12 protein-coding genes are annotated in these 12,923 nt (G+C 32.4%); all 12 read right to left on the bottom strand.

Translation table 11 applies throughout. The features are described from left to right. Window positions 1–747 carry a hypothetical protein gene (locus AC1RRQ_RS22020; protein ID WP_493025145.1) on the bottom strand — a complete coding sequence of 249 codons (747 nt, stop codon included), beginning with the start codon at window positions 745–747 and terminating at the stop codon, window positions 1–3. A gap of 760 nt (window positions 748–1,507) precedes the next feature. Beyond that, a complete protein-coding gene (locus tag AC1RRQ_RS22025; protein WP_042564360.1) occupies window positions 1,508–2,224 on the bottom strand; it encodes a response regulator transcription factor in 717 nt (238 codons plus the stop codon). A 3-nt stretch (window positions 2,225–2,227) separates the two neighbouring features. Further along, window positions 2,228–3,814 (bottom strand): sensor histidine kinase, encoded by a 1,587-nt coding sequence (locus AC1RRQ_RS22030; RefSeq protein WP_493025146.1) that lies wholly within the window; start codon window positions 3,812–3,814, stop codon window positions 2,228–2,230. Window positions 3,815–3,873: 59 nt separating this feature from the next. Then, window positions 3,874–4,470 (bottom strand): dephospho-CoA kinase, encoded by a 597-nt coding sequence (gene coaE, locus AC1RRQ_RS22035; protein WP_493025148.1) that lies wholly within the window; start codon window positions 4,468–4,470, stop codon window positions 3,874–3,876. 1 nt (window position 4,471) lies between these two features. After that, entirely contained in the window at window positions 4,472–5,470 is a 999-nt protein-coding gene (locus tag AC1RRQ_RS22040; protein WP_493025150.1) for a glycosyltransferase family 2 protein, read from the bottom strand. A 120-nt stretch (window positions 5,471–5,590) separates the two neighbouring features. Then, a complete protein-coding gene (gene fabV, locus AC1RRQ_RS22045; protein WP_493025151.1) occupies window positions 5,591–6,781 on the bottom strand; it encodes an enoyl-ACP reductase FabV in 1,191 nt (396 codons plus the stop codon). Window positions 6,782–6,886: 105 nt separating this feature from the next. After that, window positions 6,887–8,539, bottom strand: coding sequence for a DNA repair protein RecN (gene recN / locus AC1RRQ_RS22050; protein ID WP_493025153.1), 1,653 nt, complete (start codon window positions 8,537–8,539; stop codon window positions 6,887–6,889). A gap of 51 nt (window positions 8,540–8,590) precedes the next feature. After that, a complete protein-coding gene (gene porD / locus AC1RRQ_RS22055; protein ID WP_493025154.1) occupies window positions 8,591–9,475 on the bottom strand; it encodes a type IX secretion system protein PorD in 885 nt (294 codons plus the stop codon). Between the two features lie 72 nt (window positions 9,476–9,547). After that, window positions 9,548–10,762 carry a bifunctional phosphopantothenoylcysteine decarboxylase/phosphopantothenate--cysteine ligase CoaBC gene (coaBC, locus tag AC1RRQ_RS22060; RefSeq protein ID WP_493025155.1) on the bottom strand — a complete coding sequence of 405 codons (1,215 nt, stop codon included), beginning with the start codon at window positions 10,760–10,762 and terminating at the stop codon, window positions 9,548–9,550. A gap of 9 nt (window positions 10,763–10,771) precedes the next feature. After that, entirely contained in the window at window positions 10,772–11,089 is a 318-nt protein-coding gene (locus AC1RRQ_RS22065) for a DNA-directed RNA polymerase subunit omega (RefSeq protein ID WP_007807938.1), read from the bottom strand. Window positions 11,090–11,097: 8 nt separating this feature from the next. Then, a complete protein-coding gene (locus AC1RRQ_RS22070; protein WP_493025156.1) occupies window positions 11,098–11,892 on the bottom strand; it encodes an outer membrane protein assembly factor BamD in 795 nt (264 codons plus the stop codon). Window positions 11,893–12,029: 137 nt separating this feature from the next. Continuing rightward, window positions 12,030–12,911, bottom strand: coding sequence for a 4-hydroxy-tetrahydrodipicolinate synthase (gene dapA, locus AC1RRQ_RS22075; RefSeq protein WP_493025157.1), 882 nt, complete (start codon window positions 12,909–12,911; stop codon window positions 12,030–12,032). Window positions 12,912–12,923 lie beyond the last annotated feature (12 nt).

A 12,923-nucleotide genomic window follows, 5' to 3' on the forward strand; every position in this document is an offset into this window, starting at 1 on the left:
TTATATCATTTCGTCTACATATTGCTGATACAATACATGCAGACTTTTATTTTTAATTGGGCTTATCTCTTTTGGATTTTCATTTTCATAATAACTCCAACGATGAGAAAAACCATCTACTAATTTGTTTATCTTATGTCTTAAATTAAGATTAGTAATGTAATTGTCAAGAAGCTGAATCTCACTTTCCAAATCTGAATCGACCATTTTAGTATGTGTGATCATGTACGGACTAATGCGAAGTACATAGCGCCATGGCTCATTAAACACATAATGAATTTTATATCGCTTAAAGTTGCTGCACCAACGTTCGCGCTTATAAAAATGCATTTTTTCTTTTTCTGTCAATTCTAATTTTGGACTTCTCCATTCCCATTCCGAAAATTCTTTTACAGTTTGAATTTTTTCAACATAAACATTTCTTCTTTTTCTCTTTTTCTTTCTTTTAAAAGACTTTTCAGAAGAAAACTGCCATGTATTTATTTTTTCTAAAAGTGTTCTGTAAAATGCGGCTTCGCTTGATCTTGATATATCTTCTCTCAGTACAAAATGACGCTGCCATCCTTTTTGATATGGATTTTCAAGCGGAACTAATGGCAAATCTTTTCGTTTGTTCCAAAGTTCTTTTTCAAGCTTTCTTATCTGAATTAATTGTTTTTCGAAATCTTCTTTTACTAATCTTTTTTTTCTTCTTTTACTTTTAAAACGAGTGCACAAAGCATACTCATCTACCGTATAATTTTGCATTAAAAATTATAGTGCATTAAATTAACAGCCAAATAGGCTTACCATTTTATCCGTGAAGGATAAATAAAATCGATTTTCGGGAAGATTTGAAGTGTCTAGAATAAAAAAAGCCCGAAACTAAATGTCTTCGGGCTTTTTTATATATCTAAAAATATATTTCTAAGATTGAAATAAGCCACGAAGAATTGCTACACCAAATACGTTTGGTGTGAAGCGCTGAGATGTCGATCTATGTACAAACATTTTTCTTCGTTTTTAAAGGGTTATTATTTTTTTCGTGTGCAAATATTCAGAATTGTTTTTTGATTTTCCAAATTTATTTTAAAGAAAATTCATCTAAAAAATAATCAAGGGATTTTTTGAATCGTAAAAACTATATTATCTATCTGAAAACTAAAGCCCTAGCCCTGATGGAAGTGGCATCCTTTTTCTTGCTTCTTTAGCAAGAAAAAGATATAGCGGACAGCAGGAAATTGCTCCAAATTAAAAAGATCTAAAATTAAATTCCAAATTTTGTTAAATTTATAAATATGTTAGTTTGCTAATCTTTGGTTAGATGCACTGCTGTGCATCTCTACAGTCAATCTTTGTCGATTTCAATTATCCCCATCCTTAATCGTAGAGACGCACTGCAGTGCGTCTACGCAAAGTGAATTAACAATCTTTGCCGAATTAACGAGATTACGCATATTTCTACTTGTTTTTAAAGCATAAAAAAAGCCCTGATTTCTCAGGGCTTATATTTTTTCAGGTGAATTTGTTATTCAGAAACTTTGCTTTTTACTACTAATCTGAAACCTTCTCCGTGAATGTTAAGAATTTCAACATCTTCATCAGATTTTAGGTATTTTCTAAGTTTAGCAATGTAAACGTCCATACTTCTTGAAGTAAAGTAGTTGTCATCTCTCCAGATTTTAGTTAACGCTAATTCTCTTGGCATTAAATCATTTTCATGTAGAATTAACATTTTAAGTAATTCATTTTCTTTTGGAGATAGTTTTATTGGCTCCTCGTTTTCAAAAGTTAAGAATCTTAGTTTAGAATTTAAGTGGAATTTACCAATATTAAATTCAAACTGTACTTGTTCTGCTTTTGTATCAGCTGATTTTCTTTGGATAATCGCTTTAATTTTCATCAATAAAACCTCTGAGTCAAAAGGCTTATTTAAATAGTCGTCAGCACCAGCTTTGTATCCTTTTAACACATCTTCTTTCATAGATTTTGCAGTTAAAAAAATAATTGGCACTTCGCTGTTCTTTTCTCTAATTTCTTTGGCTAAAGTATAACCATCTTTATAAGGCATCATTACATCAAGAATACATAAATCGTAAACATCTTTCTTGAATTTCTCGAAACCTTCCATACCGTTTTTAGCTAAAGTAACTTCAAAGTCATTTAACATTAGATAATCTTTAAGAACCGCCCCAAAATTTAGGTCATCTTCTACTAAAAGTATTCTTTTGTTATTATTTTCCATATTTTAATTTATTAATGGTATTTTTATTATAAAGGTGCTACCTTTTCCTTTTTCGCTTTCAACATATACTTGTCCATTGTGATCCTCGACAATTCTTTTTACATACGCCAGACCTAAACCGTGTCCTTTTACATTATGAAGGTCTCCCGTATGCTCTCTGTAAAATTTCTCGAATACTCGTTTCTGAGCTATCTTACTCATTCCTAATCCGTTGTCTTTCACTTTTATCAGAATCATGTCTTTTACATTTTCTGTAAAAATTTCAATTTCAGGAATGCCAGGTGTATATTTTATAGCGTTCTCTAAAATATTTACCAGAACGTTAGTAAAGTGAACTTCATTAATTAAACATGTCGTTCTCGCTGCATTATAATGTTTTACAACTGTTCCTTTTCTGTCTTCTAAAATCAAATTAACGTGCTCAATTGCATCGTCAATAATTTCATGAACAACAGTAGGTTCTTTTGTAATATCGAGTTCTCTTTTTTCTAATTTAGAAATTCGCAATACATTTTCAACCTGTGCATGCATTCTTTTATTCTCATCTCTAATCATTTGAAGGTATCGAAAAACTTTTTCTTTATCTTCAATAATCTTAGGATTTCTAATTGCGTCAAGTGCTAAATTTATTGTTGCAATTGGAGTTTTAAACTCATGCGTCATATTATTAATAAAATCTGTTTTGATTTCAGAAATATGTTTCTGACGCAATAATTGATTTAACGCACTTGTATAAGCTACTATTATAATTAAAGTAAAAACTATTGACAGAATAGTGATACTTAACAACTCTGATAGTAAAAATTTCTTTTTATGAGGAAAAGTAACTGACAATTCATATCTGCTATTCCCTTCGTTATCAGTATATATCGGAATATTATATGTTGCTTCTTTATCGTAGTGAAATCCATCTGATTTAATCTTAGTTGGAACACCGCTGCTATAAATTCCAAATTCAAACTTGGTCTTAACTCCGTACTCTTGTAATTCTTTCTTTAAAAGTTTTGAAAGCTTATCTTTAGTAATTCTGCCTTCAATTGGAGTTAATGATGCAATATCTTTATACTGAATTTGCTGCTGAACTTTATTTAAAATGTCTAAGCTTCCTGATTTTTCAATTGTAAGATCTGGAATGATACTTTGTCCTAAACTATTATTATCGATTCCGTTATTATTATTGTAAACTTCGGTTACTCTTTTAGAGCTGAAATTCTTAAATCGTTCACTGCTGAATTTTTTATTAAAAAGCGATCCGCTTACATCGTAATCTTCAGAAGTTAACGTATTTGAGTATACAATTGTTTTATTTGTTTTTGTATTTCTTTGTACATAAAAAACCTGAAGTAAATCTTCTTTTTTAGGAATTTTACCCGTACTGTCTTTTATTCGGTTGTATTTATCGTAAAAACTGTATTCTTCCTGCTGTTCGAGCTTGTCTGCAACGTTTCCGATAACTTGAGTAACGTGGTATTTAAACTGTTCTTCGTTGTTTTTAAACGAAGAATTAAACCAAAATACCTGCACCAGAATTATCCCTATCAAGGACAGACTCATCAATAAAACAAGTATTCTAAAAAATAATTTATTCATCGAAACAAAATTAATATTTTAACAATATACTAAATAATACATTAACCAAATATTAACATTTAAGACTGTTTTTGTTTTATATTTAAAATTTTAAGAATTTTAACAACTTCTTCTCTAGCAATTTTAAGATTAGCGTTATTAATAACAAAATTGCTCAAAGAAATTCGTTTTTCGTCATTCCACTGCATTTGCATTCTGTTTAAAACATGCTCCCGCGTAGTGTTGTCGCGCTTCATAACTCTTTCAATTCTTACTTCTTCCGGCGCGGTTACTGTAACTATATAATCAAACTCTTTATACTTCCCGCTTTCAAATAAAATTGCAGCTTCATACACTACTAATTCTTCATTTTTATGCTGCGAAAGCCAGGATTGAAAATCTTTTTTAACCGCCGGATGTACAATTGCATTTAATTTAGCTAATTCATCTGCGTTATTAAATACAATTTCAGCCAGTTTTGCCCGATTCAAAATATTGTTTTCAAAGAGTGATTCTCCAAAAGTATTTTTTATGTCGTTTACAATTTCTGCTGACTGCATTACCTTTTTGGCCTCATCGTCTGCAATGTAAACAGGAATGCCCATTTCTTTAAAAAAGGCTGCGATTGATGTTTTACCACTTCCTATTCCGCCCGTTAAGCCGATAATTTTTGTCATACTATATCTTAAAAAACATACGAGGAAAAGCTTCTTGTGGTTTTTTCTTTAATAAAATCACTTTTACAAAAGATTCCAAAAATCCTGTTCCGTAACCGTAAAATTGTTTCCAAACAGCAATTACTGATAAATACCCAATTTTGATGCTTCTATTCTGAATACTTGCTGTAAGAAAAATAATAACGAAATATACAAAATATAATTGTAATAAAATGTCAATATTAAAAATTAATAGTAAAAAAGCTATCAATAATCCTAGGATAAATACGGTAGGAAAGAAAAAAGTGAGCTTATTATGTTCTGGATACCAGCTGTTTAATATTGGTCTTGCGATTCCAAACTTTTTTACCTGAATAGAGAATTTTTCCCAGTCAATTCTGCGTTTATGATACACAAAAGCCTCTGAAAACAGTCTGGTTTCGAATCCTAAATTCCATAAACGAATGGATAAATCCGGATCTTCTCCCGGATGAATATTACCAAATCCTTTTGAAGCTTCGAATGCTTTTTTCGAAATTCCCATATTAAAGCTGCGAGGCTGGAACTTGTTAATTTTTTCAGATCCGCCGCGAATCCCACCCGTTGTAAGGAATGATGTCATGGCAAAATTAATTGCTTTTTGAATGCTCGAAAAACTTTTTAACGCTCTATCAGGACCTCCAAAACAGTCTACGTATTTCTCATTTAAAGCTTTACGAACTTCTGTTAAATAGTTTGGCGGAATGATACAATCTGAATCAAAAATGATAAAATAATCCCCTCTCGCCTTCTGCATTCCAAAATTTCTTGAATCTCCCGGACCGGAATTTGGTTTAAAATAATACGATATATTCAATTTTCCTTGGTACGTCATCACTACATCTTTACAAGGTATAGAAGACCCATCTTCAACAAGAACAATTTCAAAGGGTTCATTGTAGTCCGATTTTGTCAGGCTTTCTAAAAGTTCATCAACTTCATCTGGACGATTATACACTGGTATAATTAAAGAAAAAATCATAGCGGGAATGCGGTTTTAAGTGGAATATTTTAAACTTTAAAAATTTCAGCAAAGATAGGTTATATTCATAAAAAAACCACCAACTTTTGGTTGATGGTTTTTCTGGTATTACTTATATTTTTATTTGATACTGTCGATGTTAACTACTTCATCCGCTTCTGCTTTGTAATCAACTCCTTCAAATTCAAATCCGAATAAGTTTAAGAAATCGTTTCTGTAACCTGCTAAATCTCCAATAGCCGGTAACGTTTCTGTTGTAGCTTCTTTCCAAAGCGCCGCGACTTTTGCCTGAACGTCTTCACGCATTTCCCAGTCGTCAATTCTAATTCTTCCTTTTTCATCTACAGGAACTTCAGAACCTGTGTATAATCTATCTTGGAATAAACGCTGAATCTGCTCGATACATCCTTCGTGAATACCTTCTTCTTTCATAATTTTGTATAAAAGTGAGATATATAACGGAATAACCGGAATTGCAGAACTTGCTTGTGTAACTAAAGCTTTATTTACAGATACATACGCTTTTCCTCCTAGAGATTTTAAACTGTCTGTAATTGTAAATGCAGTAGCTTCTAAGTGGTCTTTTGCACGACCAATTGTACCTTTACGGTAAACTGCTTCTGTTAATTCTGGCCCAATGTATGAATATGCAATTGTTGTAGCGCCGTCTGCTAATAAATTTTCATTTTTTAAAGCATCTATCCACATTGCCCAGTCTTCACCTCCCATTACAGCAACTGTATTTTCAATATCTTCCTCGTTTGCTGGAGCGATTGAAACTTCGGTTACATTTCCTGTATGAAAGTCAACTGTTTTGTTTGTAAAAGTTTGTCCGATTGGCTTTAGAACTGAACGGTGTAAAACTCCTGTATTAGGATTTGTACGTACCGGTGAAGCTAAACTATAGATTACAAGGTCTACTTGTCCTAAATCAGCTTTAATTAAATCTAATGTTTCTCTTTTTATTTCGTTTGAAAAAGCATCTCCATTGATACTTTTTGCATATAAACCTGCTTTATGAGCTTCTTTTTCAAATGCTGCAGAATTATACCATCCTGGAGAAGCTGTTTTTCCTTCAACTGGCGGTTTTTCAAAAAACACTCCAATTGTAGCAGCGTCAGATCCGAAAGCACTTGTAATTCTTGAAGCTAATCCGAAACCTGTTGAAGCACCAATAACTAATACTTTTTTTGCTCCGGCAATTGCACCTTTTGATTTGATATATTCTATTTGATTTTTAACATTTTGCTCAGCTCCCTTTGGGTGGGCAGTCAAACAAATAAATCCTCTCATTCTAGGTTCTATAATCATACTTTTTCTATTTACTCATAAATCAGCAACTTATTCTTTACAATAATTGAGGGACTAATTTATGTTTGTTTAATTATTTTTCGATGACAAATATAAAGTATTTCTTTAGTTCAACAAGGCTTTGGCGTGATTTAAAGCCGAATCAGAAACGACTGCTCCGGATAACATTTGAGCAATTTCTATAACTCTTTCATCCTGAGACAACAGCCTTAATTCTGACTGTGTATCATCGTCAATTGTTGCTTTAGAAACTTTGAAATGCGAATCACCTTTTGCGGCAATTTGAGGTAAATGTGTAATGGCAAAAATCTGCATTTTAGTACTCATTTCTTTCATGATCTCTCCCATTCTAATGGCAATTTCTCCTGAAACTCCAGTGTCAATTTCATCAAAAATTAAAGTAGGCAGTTTTGAATATTGAGCTAAAATTGCTTTTACTGCCAGCATAATACGAGACATTTCTCCTCCCGAAGCTACTTTTTTCAGTAAACCGAAATCTGTTCCTTTATTGGCTGAAAACAAAAATTGCAATTCGTCTTTTCCGTTTTGGAAATAGGTTTCTGATGGCAGCAATTCCATTTGAAAACGAACATTTGGCATTCCTAATGTTTCTAAAATCGAAATTAACTGATTGGATAAAACCGGAATGGCTTTTATTCTATTTTCATGAATGGTATTAGCCAGAGTATCTAATTCATTGGCTTTTTCTTCGATTGATTTTGAAAGCTCTTCAATTTCATCACCCATATTATCTAATTCAAGAAGTGTATTTCCTAAATCGGACTGAATTTGAAGCAGTTCTTCTACAGATGTTACGTGATGTTTCTTTTGTAAATTGAAAATCAACTGCAATTTTTGACTTACCAATTCTAATTGCTCCGGATCGTTTAACAGCTTTTCAGAAGCGTTTTGCAATTCTTTTGAAATATCATCAAACTCAATTGAAATACTTGTTATTCTTTCTAATACGTTTTGATATTCTGCCGAAAATGGTGCGATTTTCTGTAAAGCGTTTTTTATTTCATTTAAACTATGAAATACGCCAAATTGTTCTTCGTTTGCAATTACAAGCGATTTATCAAGAGATTCTTTTATTATCTCAACGTTATTCAGTTTCTCAAAATCGGCTTCTAGCTCTGCTTGTTCGCCTGCTTTTAATTTAGCCGAAACTAATTCATTTAATAAAAAGGTATTGTATTCCTGCTCTTTTCCTGAATCGCTTTGCTTTTTCAACAAAGCATTCAGTTTTGATTTTTCTGATTTATAACCTTTTAATACGTTTTGGTAAGACAAAATCGTATCTGAATTATTTGCAATGGCATCAATTATTTTAAACTGAACATTTTCGTCAGACAGTTCCTGAGTTTGCTGCTGCGAATGAATGTCAATTAAAAACAAACTTAAATCTTGTAATTCCTGAAGATTTACGGGACTGTCATTAATAAAAGCACGTGATTTTCCTGAAGGCAGAATTTCGCGTCTTATAATGGTTTCCTCTTCATAATCGAGATCGTTTGCCTCAAAGAAATCTTTTAAATTGTATTTAGAGATTTCAAACTGTGCTTCGATGACACATTTTTCTTCTTTATTTTTTAATGAGGTAAGATCTGCTCTTTTTCCTAAAACAAGGCCAATTGCCCCTAAAATAATCGATTTACCTGCACCCGTTTCTCCTGTAATTATAGAAAACCCTTTTGAAAAATCAATTGAAAGTTTTTCAATAAGTGCATAATTTTTAATCGACAGTGAAGTTATCATAAAGGTTTTTTATAAATATAAAGGTTAGTTAAGAAAATAAAAAATTAAGTTTTAGAACCTAATTTGAGACCATTTGGTTGTGTTTAATGGCGAAACTTTATTTAGAACATCGGTTAGGTCTGTTACAGGAATGCTGGGACCTCCAGAAAATATAGAAACTATTTCATCTGATTTTGCATCAAAAAATACTCTCGTTAAAAATGCATTGGGTTTAACTGAATTTAATTTCCCAATAAGTATTACCGAAGATTTTATTTTTTCTTTTGCTCCTTTTAAATCATCACTCATTGTATCTAAACCTGTGTGATACAAGAAACTAGTTTGACGCAGATCGCTGAACATCGGCGAAAGCATATCGTTGATTAAATAGTAACGATTATTAAGTCCGTCAGACTGTGTCCAGCCTTTAAATCCTCCCTGCTGCGCTACGTTTGCAATATTCTGCGCGGTTTCAAGCCATTGATTTCCTGCCCCCATTTGAAAAGTATCGGAATCCATACCTAAAATTACATAACAGTAGAAAGAAAGTACAGATACTAAGTTTGATTCGTAAACAGACGGATTAAACAATAATGGTTCGTATTCTGTATATTTAAAATTGAAATCTTTATCGTTAAAGTTAAAAACCGGTGATGAATAGGTAGAATTAAAGATCAATCTTGAAGATTGTACTTGTATCGTCCCTGTAAATTGATCTGAACCGCCTGATGAGAGTGTAATATAAATAGAACAGTTAATTCTTTCGTTTTGTTTTAGCACAGCACCTGTCCAGTCTGTTTTATTAACAAACTCAGATATAGAAGTCTGAAGTGTTTTAAATACTTGCTGATTAGCATTAGGAAGCCTTTCCGTATTCACTGTTACGGTACAATTTAATTGCTGCGCCTGAGTTATTCCAAAAAACAAAAACACTAAAAAAGTAACTATCCTCTTCATACAAATAAAATATTATTTTTTAATCAGCATAAATAGTTTTTCTATTTCTTGCCGCGACTACATCATTAACTTCTACAATTTTGAAAAATGTAAAATCACTTTCTTCAAAATATCTTCTGCTACAAATTCTTTTGCTTTTAATTCCATTGGCTCAATTTTAAAATCTTTATCAATAAATGTTACTTTATTGGTTTCTTTTTTAAAACCGGCCCCTTCGTCCTGCAAAGAATTTAGAACAATCAAATCTAAGTTTTTTTTCTGAATTTTCAACTTAGCATTTTCAATTTCATTTTCAGTTTCTAAAGCAAAACCAATTAAAAACTGATTTTTTTTGATTGCTCCCAAAGAAGATAAAATATCTTTTGTCTTTTCTAATTCTATAGAAAATTCATTAGAATTTTTCTTAATTTTCTGTAAAGCAACTTCTTTAGGTTTGTAATCTGCCACAGCTGCTGCTGCAATTGCTGCGTCAACATCGTTAAAATATACATGACATGCGTCATACATTTCTTGTGCAGAAATTACATTTACAACTTCAATAGACGAATTTTTAACTTTGAAATGTGTAGGCCCCGAAACTAAAATAACTTCTGCTCCCAGATTAGCCGCTTCATTCGCAATGTCAAATCCCATTTTGCCTGAAGAATGATTTCCTATAAAACGTACGGGATCTATTGCTTCGTATGTGGGACCTGCAGTAATTAGTATTTTTTTTCCTCTTAAAGGTAATTTACTCTCTAAATCGGCTTCAAGAAAAGCTATAATATTCTCAGGCTCAGCCATTCGTCCTTCTCCGGACAAACCACTGGCCAATTCGCCATTTTCAGCCGGAATCATAATGTTTCCAAACTGTTTTAAAGCATTAAAACTAGAAATTGTAGAGGGATGCTTGTACATATCCAAGTCCATTGCCGGGGCAAAATAGACAGGACATTTAGCTGATAAGTAAGCCGCAATTAAAAGATTGTCGGAGTTTCCAGTTGTCATTTTAGACAACGTATTAGCTGTAGCCGGTGCAATCAGCATTAAGTCGGCCCAAAGCGCTAAATCAACGTGGTTATTCCAGACAGCATCTGCATCGTCTTCATTAAAGAAACTGGAGTGTACAGGATTTTTAGATAAGGTCGACAGCGTAAGCGGCGTTACAAAATCCTTAGAAGCAGGTGTCATTATCACTTGGACATGTGCACCTGCTTTTATAAAAAGTCGTACTAATGAGGCTGTTTTATACGCGGCAATTCCACCAGAAACACCCAGTAAAACTTTTTTCCCGTTTAAAACTGACATTATACTATATTATTTGTTTGAACCTCTGTGGTAAGTTTTACCGTCTAACCATTCTTGAACAGCTAAAGCGTGTGGTTTTGGTAATTTTTCGTAAAATTTAGAAACTTCAATTTGCTCTTTATTTTCAAAAACTTCCTCAAGACTGTCATTATAAGTAGCAAACTCTTCTAATTTCTCAGTTAATTCTTTTTTAATTTCAGAATTAATTTGGTTTGCTCTTTTAGCCATAATGGTAATTGCCTCATACACATTTCCTGTTGGCTCTTCAATAACTGTTTTGTTGTAAGTTATTGTATTAACAGGAGCATTCGTCTTTTTTAAATCCATGACTTTATTTATTTAGTAAATTTTTGTAAATCTGTTTCAACTCTGGCATTCATTTCATCTGCCTTCACTTTGTATTTTGTATCGCTTTTAAATTTCATCAAATTAGCATAAGCTGTCTGCGCTACTTTTAGACGCTCTTCCATTTTTGAAGGAATACTGTTTATTGCTAATTGATATGCTGAATCGTATTTGTAAAACAAAGCGTCTTCTTTAAAAGGTGTACCTGGAAAATCAGCTATAAAATTATCAAAAGCTACTAGAGCTGATTTATAATCTGAAATTGTATTGTATCCTTTAGCATTTTCGTATGCTTTTTTCTCTAATTTTCCGTTTAGAATTTTCACTGCCTCGTTTGCCTGAGCAAGGTATTCTGAGTTTGGATAATTATCGATAAATGTTTGTAACTTATCTAAAGCTTTTACAGTATCAGCTTGATCTAAACTGTAAACCGGTGCTAATTTTGAATAACTGAAAGCTCCTAAAAATGCTGCTTCCTGTACTTTTTCACTTCTTGGATAACCCGAAACAAAACTTTCAAACTGATAACCAGCTAAATAATATTGTTTTGTTTTATAGTAAGACTGCGAAAACATATAAAAAAGTTTTTCGGCCTGAGGCTTACCTCTATATGTAGGGGCCAATTGCTCAAAAAGACGAATCGCTTTTGAATATTTACCAGCATCATACATTTTTGTCGCTACTTCAAATTTTGCTGCAACATCTTCATTTTTTAATGCTTTTTGATACTCACTACAAGAACAAAAAAGGGCAACAACAATTAATAGAGATACTATTTTTTTCATTTTCTTACTTTTATTATGATTTCTTTCGACACTATGCCAAAGCAAAACCACACCGAAGTTTCGGTGGCAAATTTAGTTATTAATTTAGCGACTGCAAAATAATTTTTTAGTATCTTAAAATACTAACACTTTAACAATTATTTAATGCTCTTTTTTACAAAGTCATTTAGTCTCTCTGCTAAAGATTCATCAACTGAAACTAATGGTAAACGAACAGTGTTGTCAGCAATACCAAGGGCTTGAAACACTTGTTTTATTCCTGCCGGATTTCCCTGCTCAAAAATCATATCGATACAATCTGATAAAAAGTATTGTGTTTTAAAGGCTTCTGTTACTTTTTTATTCAATCCTAAACGAATCATTTCTGTAAATTCTTTAGGAAAACCTTGTCCAATTACCGAAATTACACCTGCACCGCCGGCTAAAACTATTGGTAAAGCGATCATATCGTCTCCAGAAATGATAAGAAAATCTTTTGGTGCATTTTTAATAAGCTGTAAAGCTTGTGCCATATCTCCTGCTGCTTCTTTTATCGCAACAACATTATCAAAATCATTTGCTAAACGAATTACTGTTGAAGGAAGCATATTGCTTGAAGTTCTTCCCGGAACGTTATATAGAATCACCGGAATTGGAGAAGCTTCAGCAATCGCTTTAAAATGCTGATAAATTCCTTCCTGTGTTGGTTTATTATAATAAGGAGAAACTGAAAGTATGGCTTCGAATGCCGAAAAATCTCTTGTTTTTAATTCCTCAACAATCTGCATGGTATTGTTACCTCCCACTCCAAGAACCAAAGGAAGTCTTCCTTTATTAACATCAATAACGGTGTTAATAACCAGCTCTTTTTCGCTTTCTGTTAAGGTTGCATTTTCTGCAGTTGTACCCATAACGACAAGATATTCAACTCCTCCGTCTATAGAAAAGTTAACGATACGCTGCAATGCTTCGATATCTACTGAAAAGTCTTTTTTAAATGGGGTTACAAGCGCAACACCAGTTCCTATTAATGATTGCATATTTTAATTTAT

Source organism: Flavobacterium sp. GW821-FHT12A05, from assembly GCF_058807735.1.